Below are 15,679 nucleotides of genomic sequence, written 5' to 3'. Positions count from 1 at the left end.
TATGAGCCCCGTTTAGTTAGTAGCCGAAAAATTGTGGACCCCATTGCCACTCTAAGGCTATGTGTCTTCCTCGACACTGGAGGATTTCTAGCTTATAGCCGAAGAGCTAACTCAATCCACCTTCAATTAAACCTCAGCAACACTTTCCGGTTGAAGATTATTCAGACAGGAGCTCTTCGTCACAAACAATATTGAACACATCGTCTTCTTCCGAAACATCTGCGCTGATCGGCTGTACACAATAATGACGAAAAAACATCTTCATAACATGGCTAACGCCGTCAGGAGTTACTGTCCGTAAGTCTTCTTCATAGTAACGTCCGCGACTTGCTGCACTTGTAATAATTTCGAAAGAAGGGAAATAATCTACGCACGAATATAAATCCCTGATTGTATTTGCAGCCACTCTCAAGACTGACTTACTGTAGGTCGTCGCAGTAAGCACATGCTCTTCTTCATAGGTCGCCGCTAAAGGAACAGGAGATACAGTTAGCAGGATTTTAATTGATGGATTTTTCTCTAGAATAAAGTCAACAGTTTTTTTAAGGTCTTCGACAATTTCATCAAGATTGAAATTTTTAAAAACAAAAGACTCTTTCACAGTCGGGACACCTGACACACCTGGCGCGAGAGGAACTACGCAACCAGTCGGCTCGTGAACCCACGCTTCAGTCAATCCTAGCGTGAACACGAAGACGTCCGCGGTTTCAATCATATTTCTTACGCAGCTTAAATGGGTAGCGCGAGACGCCTCCATTTCCGAAACAGTAGAAAACCCGCTAGGCTCAATCGTTGGCCGAAATGGGTCAACGATCGAGCCATTACTATTTGACCAAGCAGAAATTTCTGGAGCTTTGCCCCAAGCACGCTCCAAAAGCTGCTTTAATTGTCTCGCCGAGTAAATATTTCCGTACCTAGCAGAGAACACCGAATAATTTCGTTCAGTAGCTTCTTTTTCATTAAGATCACTAGGTGCTTGCTCAGAAACATAATAATTATATCCCGATGAATGTAACCGCTTAGCTATATGTTGTGCGAAACAACTACCAGCTGTCACTAATCGGTCAGACTTTAACAAACTAAACTTTGTGTTAACAATCGGATCCAATTCACCTTCGGGTACGCGCGCTACCGAACGAGACCAGAAATTCGTGTCCGGCAAACCAATATAAGGATGCTTTTTAGTTTTATCTTCAACTTCATTTAATGAGCCAAAACTTCGCTTGAAATCAGGACTATCAACTAGATTTTTGAATTCCACCCTGTCTAATGCTGCGCATGAGGGAAAATCAGCAACATCGTAGATTTCATAGCATTCCGCAATGAACTCCTCCAAAGTCAAAACTTCAGGAGATGCACCCCTTGCATCTTTATCTGCCCGCTTAAACTCTCTACCCCCGGTGAAGCCATAGCTGTCCGCAATTTCAGGGTAAACAGGCCAAACAGGACCAGATAGCGAAGGATCACTAAGCATGTTCTCAGGAAAGCTTACCTTCGTCACCAATCCGGCACGCTGGCAAAGTTCTCTAGCCAAATCAGCCATAACAAATAACTTCGGATGGTTAAATGTATGTAGAAAATTACCCTGCTTTAGCCAGCCCTCGATAAACGGCGCGAGGTCAACACCCACAGACTCACCCTCAGAAAGGAGCGCCCTCTTTGACGTAGGATATTTATCAAAAAAACCTAAGGTTTTAAAAACTCCGGAATTAAATAGGGACCTAGTTTCCATTTCGGAAAATCTATTTTTCCATCCCCAAAAAACAATGGAGGAGTGCATTCCAGCGAGAGGTGATGGAAGCGAACTACCATCATCTAAGACTTTGACACAGTCAGGATGCAAAGCAGGAAATGCAATTCTTGGATAAAAGAAAATTTTCTTTTTCTCTGAATTTAAGTACTGCACCTGCGGCTCAGACAAATTCTTTTGACTCACAACCAGGTCGCAACCATCGACCCTTTCCTTAAAGCTCCCAAAATCGGAAACAAAAGAGTTCAAATGGTAAACTTTTTTGTCTGGAAGCATTAAGCGCAGACATGTAGACATTGACGTAGCTTGGCAATTTCCAAGGACCAAAATTTTATTATTCATAAAAACCTCAAATTTACCGAGCCATGTCGCAAGTAATGTTCCGACGCCAACTTAGAATGCTCACTATTTAAACCTTGCGAAGAGCACATTCATTCGCTTTTGAGTTTTATAACCCCAACTTTCAAGAGTCTTTTTAATCTCTAGATATGGGCTTTCTCCGTTCTTTTCTGGACTAACATCTATAGCAAGCTTCTTGGGTCTCTGCTCACACAAGCCACGTAGAACTTCATGCTCACATCCTTCCGCCTCAACCTTCAAGAAATCTACATCGCTAACACCGATTTCACTCAAGTAGTCCGACAAGCATCTGACAGGCACCGTTCGTGTCCCCAACAACTCACCGTCATCAGGCTCTATAAAAGAGTGCTCAACGCTAGAGCTCGAAACATGAAGTGGAAGCCTAGTTGTTATGTAATACAACCCCTCACAATTAATTTTAACATTTCCGAAGCTATTTAAATTTCTTCTTGCACACTTAACATTAATTAAATCAGGCTCAAACATATGGACTTCGCCGGCGATGCGGGCCGCGCTTAACGAAAATCCTCCAACATAAGCTCCACAGTCAACGACAAAATCGCCCTGCTCTACCTCAACAAAACCAGGAAGACAATACTTATGCTTTAGCCATTTCTCATATCCACATATAATATTGGTATGATTGTTGATGGGTAATGGTCGCGGGAAAATAACGTCTTTTCCTTGCTGACTAACCGTCACAAATTCCTTGTGCATCCTGAATGTAAAAGGAACACAGCCATCAGCAACGTCAGTAAAGGCCTGATAGATGTTGAGACGCCCCCATTCGTCAATAGATCTTATCGACCTTTTTAGCTTCTTCTCTGAATTTACAACTTTCTCGGATAGGCCGGGATAAGGGAAATATTGAGCTGTCAACTTTAAACCTTACTTATCTAGTCCACATCTAAAATCAGGGAGGCAGAAATTAAAGATCCAATTTTTCAGGCAAATCTTTATACCAAAATTCATCTGACTCAAGCTCAAGCTTATTTAAAATAGACATGCAATTCTTTGAAAATATTTCACCATCTCTACACGTGAAATATTTTTTCCAACCACCCGCTACGCCGCTACGAGCTTTCGCAGTTTCTTGCCCATCGGATTTTTCCCTACCTCCAGACATAACTTTAAAAGTCGATTGCTGAATACAATGATCTATCAGATCCTTGTCAAACCCTGCTCCGATATACTCAAAAAGACTCTCCAATACTTTACCCTGGTCGCGATGCATAGCCTCATATGAGATTGATAAACCACAGTTTTCCATATTGCTAGAGACATGAGACGCCCAAGACCTTGCAAAGTGCTCCACCTCCTCGTCGGTGAACAATCGGCTCAATTTGACATCTTCTCCCAAAATATACTTTCGATATATATTCGACTGAGCATCTACTGACTCACCTTTTTTTGTCTTGGTCACCCAATCGAAAAATTTGCTCACGGAAATATCTCGACCATCACGGGAAAGGTAAATATAGCTCGCATCGGGAAAATGTCGCTTACACTGCTTTATAATCGAAGGATTGGGAAGACTAGTAAACTTGTCTACAATAAATTTCTTACCCGTCTTTTGAGACATATATTCGAAGTAACCACGGGCAATTTTAGAAGTCATTTCATCCGCGAAATCTCTAGGCAGTATCCCTGCATCTTTAAGACATAAATGCTGCGAAATCGCACCAATATAAGACTCTAGACTTGATCGATTTCTCTCTCTCGTCGAACCATCGGGCTTTACATCAACGACAGTATCAAAAAGGTCTCCAAACAGCCTGAACTCAGTACAGAAAATTTCGCCATGACTGTTAAGAGCCTTCTGCAACCAAGTAGTACCTGACCTAGGCTCTGAGATAATAAAAATAGGTTTTAAGTCCACTTTATTCACCATTTTCTCAGAGAACCTCGAATTTAAATTCATCTGAAATTTTCCATGCTCCGGAAATACAAATACCTAAATGCCTCTCATCGAGGGACGTGAAAAGTTCTTTCGGCGAATAAATTTTCTCGATAAAAAAGTCAACCTCGCAGATATCTGTATCTACTGGTTTGGAAATGACCAATATATTTTCATCACCAATTTTTTTGAAGTCATATCTAACCGCACATGAATTCAATGAAACTGAAAGCCAAGCCTTCAGATTCACGCTCTTTTCAACATTGCATCGAACCTTAAAGCCGAAATACTTTGCTCCTGACATCCCGGAAAGAACTAAAGTTGACTCAGTTTCTGGACCTGACCAGATGTAATGCTCACCTTCGGAGGGCTGATACCAGCCATGAAACCTTGACGAATCTTGGAAGTTCAAAAATGATTTAATCAGGGAATCAGTATTGATGGACTTATATTTATCTCTCGCGAGCTTAAGGGCACGCTGTACGCCAACCTCAGCATTTTCGATTTCGGCTGCTGTTACAAATTCGAGCGAGTTTCCTTCCAAACGCCTAGACAACTCTAAATTCTTTAAACGAATCTGATCAACAATATTGAGCGCTTCATTACTTCCAATCGCTCCCGCTTTTATATTCGACTCTAGCGCAGACACGAGATAAGAAATTTCGTCCGAAATCCGATTAGTCACAGGAAACCTCATCTAAAATTTTCAATGTATATTCTGTATTAAAGAAGTTTTTTGCCCATTTTCGACAACTTTCTTTCAAGGTAGCCAGCCTGGATGGATTCCTCACAAGTTCTGCGATCTCGTCGTAAAATGATGATATTGAAGTAACCAAAATTCCATTAACACCACTTATCACACCTGCAGATAATCCGGCCTCCTGAAAGGCAATCACAGGAACTCCTTTAGACAAGGCCTCTGTGATTTTAATATTTTGCCCGGTGCCATATAAAATAGGACATAACGCAAAATCTGCGTCCTGGTACACCGAATCTACGCAGTTAACGAATCCATGTAGCGTACTGTTCCCTGCCTCCTTCATCGCTTTGCTAACATCACCATAGACGTGAAGCTGGAACTCAGGGTAGAGCGAGCTCAGCTTTACTGAAATCGACTCCAAAATGGATGCTGCGATAATGTTGAGCACATTGTTAGAACCCAAAAATACCGCGCGTATCTGTGAACTCGCTGTGGTTTCATTGCCATTAAACGGTAGATATGCCGGGACATATGACATCAGCGTCACTAATTCCGGCTTTACCGCCCCCTGAAGCAGTGCCTGCTCTGCTGCAGATATCGCAAGAATCCTATCAAAATTCTGGTAGAGCTCAATTTCTTCAGGCAGAAATCTAAATTCGTTAACGCGCTTTAGACTGTCCTCCAGCGCATCAATGTCAACATCTTCGGTAGACTTTATTTCACCGAATTTACGCTTGAGCATCGCAAAAGTAGATACTCGCTTCGTAAGTAGGTCATGCAAGTCTAGAATCTTTTTTGCGCTAGGGTTTTTAACGGCAAGCGAGAGCCATCCGTAAACTGCGTAGTTGATATACACAACGTTCGGTTGCCAAGTTGCGCAGAGATCATAAAAGTGGCTGAGCAGAGCTGGGTCATAGAATTCATCGAAGCGAATGCTGCCCGCCTTTATTCGGGAGAATGCAACTGTATATATATTTTTCGATTTCGGCTCGGGCCGAAAAATCGAAACCTCCGCCCCGTATGCCTCATTCAAGCCAATTGTTGTTTGCATATCGGTGGTTGTATCACGATGGAAGCAACATAAAACGACCTTGAATCCTAAATTTGCATATCCCCTAATCACCTCAGTTACCCGACGATCAGATCCATTTTTAGGAGGGAAACAATAGTGCGAACTAAAAACTATGACACTTTTTTTATGTTTTTCGGACTGAGCTAGCGATACTCGATTGACGATTCCGCCAGTGGTGCGATATGACGCAGTTAAATGCTGTAATTCGACCTCAGTTATGTGGCCGCGACTCTCCAGTTCAATTATCGCCTGTAAATATTCTGATCGCCCTGTAGATTCAACAACCTCAAGCACGGACGCAAATCTGATCAATCTCTCCCTATTCCCAAAAAAGCTTTTCCGCAAACGGATGACCTTATCAAACAGCGGTGAACGAATACCCACTCGCCTGAGCTCCGGCTCCAGAAACTCACTGAAGTACCAAGGTGGAATTTCTTCCAGCTCCCACTTCGCTTCAATTTTTTCAGCAATTTTTTTAATTAGATAACTTGAAAATTCGTACGGCTTTTTGGCCAACAATGTCAATAAGCGCAAAGAGCTATCTTCGTACCCAATAAGATCTGCAGAGGAAACTTTCGCACCCGCTAGTTTCCCTCCACGCAGGAGTATAGATACTTCAATATCGTGGTCCCCAGCTAAAACACTTTTTAACTCTCCTTCACACCCAAGAGAAATACCATTTGCAGATTGAAACTCTAGACTGGCTAGCTCTATGCTTACGTGCGGTACGATAGTGAGACCGCTTGTTTCGCTCTCATTTTTTGAGCGCAGAAGAAGGTCGTTTAAGCACTGTTTATACTTATTTAGCATTCCGTTAAAACTGTACTGTTTTGCAGTTTCAATTGCTGCAGCTTTAACATTTGCATGATTATCAGAGTCGCTAAGGGCGTAATTTACAGTTTCAGCCAAGGAATCAGCACTTTCTGATTCGAAAATATAGCCATTAACACCGTGGGAAATAATTTGATCCTGATATGCCGCATCGCTCGTAGCGATGACCGCTCCCATAGAGAAAGCTTCAAGCAGTCTCAACGCTAAGCCTTCATCCCTTGTCGGCAACAGGGTAATATCGACATGCGGACATACGTTATACGAATTTTTAAAGAAGCCAGCAAAGGACACATACCGACTTACACCCAGCTCTTTTGCTCTTTCGGCAAGCTGCTCTTTTAATGGGCCATCACCACAAAGTAGGAAGTGCACATCGGGGTTTTCAATAACTATTTTAGGGATCGCCTCAACAAGAATATCGACAGCCTTCTGCTGATGATATCTGCCCGGCGTGAAAAGTATCTTCTTTCCCTCCAACCCGAACTCGTACAGAAAACGACTATAGTCTTCTCTGGACTTATCAATATTCACACCATTTGCAATAACTGTAAATCTACTTTTTGGAACATCAAACGCTCTAGCAACGTTATCCAAAACATATTGAGATATACAGATCAGCTGAATTTTTGACGAAACAATACTGTTCTGAAAGTAACCCTTTACGCTTTTCTGAACTGCGAAGGTGCTCCTGGCATAGTGAAAAATCGCCATTGCGTAACGGCTAGCCTCATTAATTGCAGCCAGTACTCCCAAAGCGTTCAAGGGGCTCGGTGCTGCCACCAACACCAAGTCACTTGATTCCTGCTCTAAAACTTCTTGTGAGATTTTTTTCTGTTGCTCAAAATCACATTCCGCCCTCGCGCCGTCAATATCGACTGGCGCATAGACACGCCGAATACCTGCCTCAGAACACCCCAATGTAATTCTTGAGTTTTCTAGACAATCGGGAAAAACGAAGGTTACTTTGTGACCTTGACTAATGAAATATTCTGCCAATCCCAAAGAATGAATTTCGGTACCACCAAACCCACGACAGGGGAGAATAAACAAAATATTACTCATACAACTTCTCCGGTGTTAATACTGCTACTATTTGCAGATTTAACATTTTCATTAGAGCCATTTTCACATACAACTGAGGCTTCATGACCAGAGAAGAAATTAGCCCTTGCCTTTACGATTTGATCGTTCAGCCCTTTTTCACTATGATCAAAAATCTCCAAACCTGTGGCGTTAAATAATTCCCTTATGTATTTAAAATGAGGTTTTGCATCTGTTTTATAACAGAATTTTGACCAATTACCCTTTATTGATGGATTAAAATATGCACCGGTGTTAGACGTCATATCAACACCCACCAAATGGATTCTCTTTGCACCTAAGTACGCTGCAATTTGAATTGCAGGAAAAACAACGCTTTTACCCAAATAGACGCCATTTTCAATATTTGTCTCTACCCGAGGGGCATCACTCACTGTCATATGCAAGCCCTCTCCAGTTGTAGAGTAATCATATTTTGGCATAATGAAATTACATGGCGACGCATACATATTTACATCAACGCCGGAACTGAAAATCTTATCTGTGGTGCAAAAACATTTAATGTTTTCACTCAAAATTTTCGCTCTTAGTTCCGACATTCTCAAGAAATCAGAAATCACGATGTATTTTGAAGTCGAGGCCGGTAAGCGTCGATGTACATCAATCGCATTATTGAGCAGCAGCACAGCCTTTTTTTCACATACTGCAAAGTCAAAATCAGATAATGAGGGTCCTGTCCCCAATATAAAAATGTCTTCGCCCTCATGCGCATCACGTAGCAGCCGAATATTCGAGAGACTTTGTTTTGCAAGTGAAATGAATGAGATTGCTTTTTGATAAGGGTGCGACATATTTGTTACAAATTGCTCAATGGTTATATTTCTTGGTAAGTTAAATTTGGCGATCTAGCTATTTTGCCAATTCAATTTGGAACGGCAGGTTTCATAAAAATTATGATCAATTGGATGAATGAGCGTAAGCCTGTGAGGCTTCTTGTGAATACGAATCACATCGCCAGGCTCGGTAATAACCTGCTCATGCCCATCACAAGTTACATAAGAATGTGTTGCATTGTGCTCACTAACAATAATTTTGAATTCGCTACTACCCTCAACCACGATAGGCCGACTACTTAGAGTGTGAGGGTTAAGGGGGACAACCACGATTGCATCCAACTTCGGGTGCATGATCGGACCGCCGCCAGACAATGCATACGCGGTGGAGCCTGTTGGTGTAGAAACAATGAGTCCGTCCGATCGCTGGGTGTAGACAAATTGGCCATCGATAAACAGGTCAAACTCAATCATCCGGATGTATTCACCCGGGTGAATGACCACATCGTTCAGGGCGGAGCCTTTACCGATCGGCTTGTCATTTCGGGTAACGGACATATCGAGCAAAAAGCGGCTTTCAGCCATATACTTGCCAGAAAGCACTTCGCCTACTTTTTGTTCAATCTCATCGGGAGTGATGTCGGTGAGGAAGCCTAGGCGGCCACGGTTGATGCCGAGAAGTGGAACGCTGAATTTTGCCAAAGCGCGTGCGGCAGCCAGTAGGCTACCGTCACCGCCTACTACGATTACCAGATCACAAAGCTCGCCTAGCTTTTCTTTGCTGGATACGCGTGCTTTGTGGTCGGCGACATCATTTGCCGTATTCTTTTCGAGGATTACGGAATAGCCTTCGCGCTCGAGGTACGCCATCAGACGCCTGAGCGAGAGCACCGCACTATCGCTTTCTGTTCGGCCAATTAGACCGATATTCTGGAATTCTGACACCGCTCCCCCAAAGGTGCCCGAATCAAGGGCCCGCGTAGCTTGCTTTCTGTACCTATTGAACGCTCTTCCGCCGAAACCCCTCATGGTCAAATATCGACCAGCGGCATCATGCTAGGTGATTCGGTTCCACGCAATCGCCCGATTATGCCTTAGGTAAACAGGTGAGTCGAACCACCCGGAACGGGCGTACCGGGACGTATGGTCCCCATACAAAATGTTTAATTTTACGCCAGATTCAATGGAATTTTCAGTTAACTGCCTGTACGTGACGAGCAGCATAAAGTTCAATTTTTGATCAAAACTTTCCACCAGTCATCATTCTGAAGATACCAAGTGACAGTTTTCTGAATGCCAGACTCGAAACTCTCCACAGGTTCATAGCCGAGCTCACTGCGGCTCTTTTGTGCATCAATTGCGTAGCGGCGATCATGACCGGGACGGTCGGTCACGTAAGTAATGAGGGAAGCGCTATTGCCCGCGGCCGCCTGCAGGGCGGAAGGGTATTTTTTGATCAGGGCCGGATCGCGCGCAAAGGTTTCATCCATCAATTGACACACGAGCCGGACGATGTCGATATTGTGCCATTCGTTGTGGCCACCGATGTTGTAATTCTCACCAATGCGCCCTTCCCTCAGCACCAGCTCAATACCTCGCGCGTGGTCTTCCACATACAGCCAGTCACGCACTTGCTTGCCATCCCCGTAAACCGGCAGCGGCTTGTCATTGAGGATGTTGGTGATGATCAGGGGGATTAGTTTTTCCGGGAAATGATAAGGACCGTAGTTGTTAGAGCAATTGGACGTTGTCACTTCCAGCCCGTAGGTATGGTGGTATGCGCGCACCAGATGATCGGAGGCGGCTTTACTCGCAGAATACGGAGAGTTGGGGGCGTACGCAGTGGTCTCTGAAAACGGAGGGTCGTTAGGCTCCAATGTACCGTACACTTCATCGGTACTAACATGGTGGAATCGGTGCTTTAGCGGCTCGAGTCCATCGGCTTTGGGCATGTCCAACCAGACTTTCTTTGCAGCCTTCAACAGGCTGTGCGTGCCAATAACGTTGGTTTCAATAAAGGCATCCGGCCCGGTTATCGAGCGATCTACATGGGACTCTGCTGCGAAGTGGACGATGGTGTCCAAACCGTGATCAAGCAATAACTGCTCAACGAGTGAGGTATCGCAAATATCGCCATGGACAAAGGTATATTGCGGATTGTCTTCGACAGATGCCAAACTCGCACGATTACCGGCATAGGTAAGCGCATCCAGAACAACTACCTGATCTTCGGGATACTTGTTCAACCAGTAGTGCACAAAGTTGGCACCAATAAACCCTGCCCCACCGGTAACCAGTAATTTTGCCGGCGTGTTTTCTAAGTTCATGTATTACACCAATTTCTTAATGTTTCGTTACGGCCATTTGCTGCATCATGGATTGCAGCTGGCGCCGCCAGTGCTGCGTTTTTAGCCCATAGGTATGCTCGATCACTGATTTGTCGAGTACACTGAATGAAGGGCGTGTTGCCGGCGTGGGGTATTGTGAATGAGGAATGGGGTTGATGGCGATTTCCCGGTCCAGTAGCCCATGGGCCAAGCCCAGTTCCTGTATTGCTACCGCGAAGTCATACCAGGAGGCAACGCCTGCGTCAGTCCAGTGGAATACGCGCGCCCCTTCGCCAGGTGTTTGAAGCTCTTGCTCCCCGGCCTGCCAAAGTGCCTTTGCCAGTGAGTCCGCCCATGTAGGAGAGCCAATCTGGTCCGCCACAATACTTAACTGATCCCGTTTTTCATCGGCCATCAATCGCAGCATGGTTTTGACAAAGTTGGCCCCGTGCGATGAATAAACCCAGGAGGTTCGGACAATGAGGCTGCCGGGCAAATTGCGCTTCAATAATTCAGCTTCACCGGCGGCCTTGCTGGCCCCATATACACTGAGCGGCCTGATGGCATCATCCACCAAGTACGGCGACGACTTTGTACCGTCAAAGACGAAATCGGTGGACACATGAATAAGGCTGGTGCGTCCGCGCTTGGCAACAGCATCGGCAATATGTGCCACGGCATGCTGGTTGAGCGCAAATGCGCCCTGCTCGTTCGTTTCCGCATTATCTACTGCGGTATAGGCAGCCGCATTAATCACAAGATCTGGCGAATACTCGTCAATCGCCTGCTCGACAGCAGCGCCATCCAGCAAATCAATTTCCGCACTGCCTAAAGCGATCACATCGTAATTGCTAGGCGCGCTCTCCTGAAGCTCCCAAGACAATTGGCCGTTCTTGCCGAAAATCAGTGCTTTGCGCTGTTTACTTGCCATAGGAAAACTTGGGTATCTCTTTGAAGGACAATCCATCCCGATCTTTGCCGGATAACTGTGGCGCTGCCCCAGAAACTAAAGGCCACTCAATACCAACTTCCGGGTCATCCCAGCGCAGGCTGACTTCGCTCTGCGGATGGTAATAATCGGTACATTTATAGACAAACTCTGCGGCGTCGGAAGTGACATAAAAACCGTGGGCAAATCCAGCGGGGACCCAGAACTGGCGATTATTTTGCGCGGACAGCATAGTGCCAGCCCACTGACCAAAGGTTGGCGAGCCTTTTCGCAAATCGACCGCGACATCAAATACTTCACCGCTCACGACACGGACCAGTTTGCCCTGAGTCTGTTCGGTCTGGAAGTGCAGGCCGCGTAAGATGCCGTGGGATGACTTTGAATGGTTGTCTTGCACGAACGATACATCCGCAATCTGCTCACGAAACCAAGAATCGCGGAAGGTTTCCATAAAGAAACCTCGCTCATCCCCAAATACTTTGGGCTGTAAGATTTTTACGTCTGGAATATTGGTATCAATAACTTCCACAATCAAAACACTCTGTCTTCAATAACCTGTAACAGGTACTCTCCGTAGCCACTTTTCAAAAGCGGCTGCGCGAGGTTTTGCAGCTGTTCCGCGTTTATATAGCCCATGCGGTAGGCCACTTCCTCAGGGCATGCAATTTTTAGCCCTTGACGCACCTCGATGGTTTGAACGAAGTGATTTGCTGCGAGCAGGTTGTCGTGGGTACCGGTATCCAACCAAGCAGCCCCCCGCCCCATTACCTCTACATTCAGGGTTCCCGCTTCCAGGTAGGCTCGATTTACATCAGTTATTTCCAGCTCACCGCGTGGAGAAGGAACAATAGATTTGGCAATATCAATGACCTGATTGTCATAGAAGTACAAACCGGTAACCGCATATTTTGATTTGGGCTGCTGGGGCTTTTCTTCGATGGACAGCGCCTTACCATTTTCATCGAATTCGACAACACCGTAGGCCCGCGGGTCATTGACGTGGTAGCCAAACACAGTTGCTCCGACGGTTTGCGCGGTAGCACGCTGCAATACGCTCATGAAATCGTGCGAATGAAAGATATTGTCTCCCAGTACCAGCGCACACTCATCGTTACCGATAAATTGCTCACCGATAATAAAGGCCTGGGCAAGCCCGTCTGGAGATGGCTGCTCCGCATATGAAAGGTTGATTCCCCAAGAATCACCAGTGCCGAGCAGATTCTGGAAGGCGGGGAGATCCTGTGGCGTCGAGATGATAAGGATCTCTTTAATCCCCGCCAACATCAAAGTGGTGAGGGGATAGTAGATCATCGGTTTATCATAGATTGGGATCAGCTGTTTACTGACCGCCTTTGTTAACGGATACAACCGGCTTCCCGTTCCCCCGGCAAGTATTATTCCTTTGCGCACACTCCCCCTCCCCTTTTCTAGTGCCGTAGCACGGACAAAACTGAGTCACATTATGCCCAAGGTAAATCAGATCGTCGAACCAGAATTAAGAGACCAAAAAACAACCGTGTCGATCAAAAAGCAACCATGCGGCCGCGATTTCCTTGAAGTCCTCCGGTATGCAGCAGTAGCACATTTATTTGCTCTTGAGCTTGCAGAGGAATCTTATTGCGCGAATCAACCGATTTTTTCAGTTTAAGTGCAGCCTTGGCTACGTAAACCCAGTCCAGAGGAACGCTTATCTGCTCCTGACACGAACTGATGAACTCGATCAGCGCTTGGTCGACCCTTGCATAACCACCACAATGACCACCGGCTAGGACCTGCACCGAACCAAATTCTTTTGAACTTTTCTGCGACCATCCAGTTGCCGCCTGCTGAATGGCGGCCTCCCCCTTTAACACTGCGACACCTCTCAGTTCGACACTGCGGAGAGAACCGCATGTGAGAGCACCGAGGGTTAAGCCGGTTCCACAGGGCAACCAGCATTCATGGAATGCCACGGGGGAGGTATCACGAATGACCTTGGCCAACATTTGAACACCCTTTACTCCCTCCAGATTGGCTCCCCCCTCCGGGATATACCAATAGTCCATATCCGCTAGGCCAGCTTGCATCAAAAACTCCGGCTTATCCCGCTGCCGATATAGCGAGCGAGATACAAATCGCAACTCCATCCCAAACCGCTCCGCATCCTGCAACATAGCACTCAGCACTGGCGGCCGCTCTCCACGGATGATACCGATGGTCTTGAACCCAAACCGCTGACCGGCTACCGCGCTGGCATGTATGTGATTCGACCAGGCGCCACCACAGGTGACGATGGTGTCTTTACCCTGCTCCCGGGCTTCGAGGAGGTTGTAGATCAGTTTGTAAGCTTTGTTGCCGGAGATCAGCGGATCGATCAGGTCATCCCTGCGGACCCAGAGGTCGATGCCCGGGAACAGGTCAGAGTCAATCTGCTGATAAGGCACATTGCGGGCTGCCTCTGTAAACGCCTCAAGGCTAAGCTCGGTGAGGTAACGGATCATTGTTCTTTGGGGACTCAGGCGGGCTGTGGCAGTTCACCAGATTTTAGAAAGGCTTGCTTTTCAAAGCTTTTCGAGCGGACGCTGTTGCCGGACTTCACCAGGAAGGACACTCCATCGGCGGTGGATTCTGCGGTCACTTCGGCCTCGATGGTGGGGGGGCGTCGCAGAAGGGCCTGCGGAGTAAACAGCGCAACGTTGATGCCTTCGCTATTTTCTGGTGGTAGTTGTGCAATTTCCGCACGCAGAGCCCGGGCGGATGGCGCCTCTATTCCGTGTATACCGCAGTCGCGCATCTGCGCGCCGAGATGCTGGCAGAACTGGTATTCCGTGGTATGCGTTAGTGCCGGCCAGTGAGGCTGCCACTCTTGTGCCTGTAACCGAACGCCGGGGTCTGCACAGTACTTGGCAGAAAAGACCTGGTGGTAACTGGTCACAGGCGCACGTGGGGCGGGCTCCATATCATTCAGGAATAGCAGCCGATAGTAGGCCGCTTCCGCAAGCACCGTATCGACAGTCTTGCTGCCGTAAAAAATGCCACTCTCAGCGATACCGCCAAAACGGGATCCCCAGGGGAGCGGCGGATAGCGAAACGGGGTGGCGAGCAGATAATGCAGGTGTTCACTCCCTGGTAGCCGGGCAGGCTTGCTCTGTTCCAGCAGGTTTTCCAGGACCTCCTGCTTGTGCAGGCTATCGACCAGACTTCTGGTGGCGACCTCTTCCTGAGATTCAATGATGCGATACAGACGGCCAATCAGGCGAGTGGAAGTCTGGCGAATCTTGTCTCGCAGGTCGATCACACCTTGCCTCGCATGGCATCCAGGTAGGTGACGATACGTACCAGCCCATCGATACGGCAGGCAAGTTCTTTGGGGATGCCGTTCAGCGCGCGGTTAGCAGTAGCGAACCAGGCTCTGGCGCCCTCTTCCCCACCCATCAGCACGAAGGCGGAACGATAGGCGCGCACCAGTAACAGGGCCAATTGCCCTTCGGCGCTTTGCGGGGCCAATCCGCTGCGGCGGCGCAGGGTGCGGTCATCCAAATGAATGATCTCGCTGAGCTCTTTCTTTTTCAGACCCAGGTGGTTGGCCGTGTTTAGGGTTGCTTCCAGAAGGACTTGGTCTTCTTTTGCTTGCGGGGTATGGGCTGGATTGGCCATTCTGCCTCCGGATTGAGGGTAGAGGACATATGACCTAAATATATTAACATTTTGGACATATGGCAAGCCAAGTGGCACCAACCGAAGAGCCAAGTGCCACATCTGGACGGGATTGACTCGGGCCATCCATGGCCCTCGCCTTACGGGCGCCCCTTGGGCGTCTTAAATTGCTGCGCAATTTGATCGAACGGGGGGCTCACACGCCGATCCAACAGATACAAAAAAGGCCCTGTTCTTTCGAACAGGGCCTTTTTTGTATCTGGCGGACCGGACGGGACTCGAA

The 15,679-nt window shown here is 46.8% G+C and carries 14 protein-coding genes; all 14 read right to left on the bottom strand.

Features of this window, described 5'->3' with window-relative positions; all coding sequences use genetic code 11:
- Window positions 1–157 precede the first annotated feature (157 nt).
- Window positions 158–2,092: a GSCFA domain-containing protein gene (locus tag B4U49_RS15645; RefSeq protein WP_078085543.1), complete on the bottom strand. Its 1,935-nt coding sequence runs from the start codon at window positions 2,090–2,092 to the stop codon at window positions 158–160.
- A gap of 63 nt (window positions 2,093–2,155) precedes the next feature.
- Entirely contained in the window at window positions 2,156–2,989 is an 834-nt protein-coding gene (locus tag B4U49_RS15640; RefSeq protein WP_078085542.1) for an FkbM family methyltransferase, read from the bottom strand.
- Window positions 2,990–3,038: 49 nt separating this feature from the next.
- Entirely contained in the window at window positions 3,039–4,031 is a 993-nt protein-coding gene (locus B4U49_RS15635) for a sulfotransferase domain-containing protein (protein WP_078085541.1), read from the bottom strand.
- Window positions 4,006–4,692 carry a hypothetical protein gene (locus tag B4U49_RS15630; RefSeq protein WP_143735698.1) on the bottom strand — a complete coding sequence of 229 codons (687 nt, stop codon included), beginning with the start codon at window positions 4,690–4,692 and terminating at the stop codon, window positions 4,006–4,008. The genes B4U49_RS15635 and B4U49_RS15630 overlap by 26 nt, the downstream gene beginning before the upstream one ends.
- Window positions 4,685–7,672 (bottom strand): glycosyltransferase, encoded by a 2,988-nt coding sequence (locus B4U49_RS15625; RefSeq protein WP_078085539.1) that lies wholly within the window; start codon window positions 7,670–7,672, stop codon window positions 4,685–4,687. Before B4U49_RS15625 ends, B4U49_RS15630 begins: the two co-directional genes overlap by 8 nt.
- Window positions 7,669–8,502 (bottom strand): motility associated factor glycosyltransferase family protein, encoded by an 834-nt coding sequence (locus tag B4U49_RS18905; protein WP_143735697.1) that lies wholly within the window; start codon window positions 8,500–8,502, stop codon window positions 7,669–7,671. The genes B4U49_RS15625 and B4U49_RS18905 overlap by 4 nt, the downstream gene beginning before the upstream one ends.
- A gap of 54 nt (window positions 8,503–8,556) precedes the next feature.
- Entirely contained in the window at window positions 8,557–9,429 is an 873-nt protein-coding gene (locus B4U49_RS15620) for an NAD(+) kinase (protein WP_078085575.1), read from the bottom strand.
- 284 nt (window positions 9,430–9,713) lie between these two features.
- A complete protein-coding gene (gene rfbB / locus B4U49_RS15615; RefSeq protein WP_078085538.1) occupies window positions 9,714–10,811 on the bottom strand; it encodes a dTDP-glucose 4,6-dehydratase in 1,098 nt (365 codons plus the stop codon).
- Window positions 10,812–10,827: 16 nt separating this feature from the next.
- Window positions 10,828–11,742 carry a dTDP-4-dehydrorhamnose reductase gene (rfbD, locus tag B4U49_RS15610; RefSeq protein WP_078085537.1) on the bottom strand — a complete coding sequence of 305 codons (915 nt, stop codon included), beginning with the start codon at window positions 11,740–11,742 and terminating at the stop codon, window positions 10,828–10,830.
- Window positions 11,732–12,289, bottom strand: a complete 558-nt coding sequence (rfbC, locus tag B4U49_RS15605) for a dTDP-4-dehydrorhamnose 3,5-epimerase (protein ID WP_078085574.1) — start codon at window positions 12,287–12,289, stop codon at window positions 11,732–11,734. Before rfbC ends, rfbD begins: the two co-directional genes overlap by 11 nt.
- Window positions 12,290–12,291: 2 nt before the next feature.
- Entirely contained in the window at window positions 12,292–13,170 is an 879-nt protein-coding gene (rfbA, locus tag B4U49_RS15600) for a glucose-1-phosphate thymidylyltransferase RfbA (RefSeq protein WP_078085536.1), read from the bottom strand.
- Window positions 13,171–13,283: 113 nt separating this feature from the next.
- Entirely contained in the window at window positions 13,284–14,240 is a 957-nt protein-coding gene (locus B4U49_RS15595) for a 1-aminocyclopropane-1-carboxylate deaminase/D-cysteine desulfhydrase (protein ID WP_078085535.1), read from the bottom strand.
- Between the two features lie 14 nt (window positions 14,241–14,254).
- On the bottom strand, window positions 14,255–15,037 hold the full coding sequence (locus B4U49_RS15590; protein ID WP_158078640.1) for an RES family NAD+ phosphorylase: 783 nt from the start codon (window positions 15,035–15,037) through the stop codon (window positions 14,255–14,257).
- Entirely contained in the window at window positions 15,034–15,396 is a 363-nt protein-coding gene (locus B4U49_RS15585; RefSeq protein ID WP_143735696.1) for an MbcA/ParS/Xre antitoxin family protein, read from the bottom strand. Before B4U49_RS15585 ends, B4U49_RS15590 begins: the two co-directional genes overlap by 4 nt.
- Between the last annotated feature and the right edge of the window lie 283 nt (window positions 15,397–15,679).

The sequence above is a fragment of the Microbulbifer mangrovi genome, assembly GCF_002009015.1.
In the GTDB taxonomy this organism is placed as follows: domain Bacteria; phylum Pseudomonadota; class Gammaproteobacteria; order Pseudomonadales; family Cellvibrionaceae; genus Microbulbifer; species Microbulbifer mangrovi.
The sequence above is the reverse complement of the archived record's forward strand: the minus strand, read 5'-3'. Positions and strand labels throughout refer to the sequence as shown.

Excerpts from the sequence above, each read along its gene's own strand:
- B4U49_RS15645 (WP_078085543.1), bottom strand. The coding sequence starts at position 2,092 with ATGAATAATAAAATTTTGGTCCTTGGAAATTGCCAAGCTACGTCAATG.
- B4U49_RS15635 (WP_078085541.1), bottom strand. The coding sequence starts at position 4,031 with ATGAATTTAAATTCGAGGTTCTCTGAGAAAATGGTGAATAAAGTGGAC.
- B4U49_RS15625 (WP_078085539.1), bottom strand. The coding sequence starts at position 7,672 with ATGAGTAATATTTTGTTTATTCTCCCCTGTCGTGGGTTTGGTGGTACC.
- B4U49_RS18905 (WP_143735697.1), bottom strand. The coding sequence starts at position 8,502 with ATGTCGCACCCTTATCAAAAAGCAATCTCATTCATTTCACTTGCAAAA.
- rfbB (WP_078085538.1), bottom strand. The coding sequence starts at position 10,811 with ATGAACTTAGAAAACACGCCGGCAAAATTACTGGTTACCGGTGGGGCA.
- rfbD (WP_078085537.1), bottom strand. The coding sequence starts at position 11,742 with ATGGCAAGTAAACAGCGCAAAGCACTGATTTTCGGCAAGAACGGCCAA.
- B4U49_RS15595 (WP_078085535.1), bottom strand. The coding sequence starts at position 14,240 with ATGATCCGTTACCTCACCGAGCTTAGCCTTGAGGCGTTTACAGAGGCA.
- B4U49_RS15585 (WP_143735696.1), bottom strand. The coding sequence starts at position 15,396 with ATGGCCAATCCAGCCCATACCCCGCAAGCAAAAGAAGACCAAGTCCTT.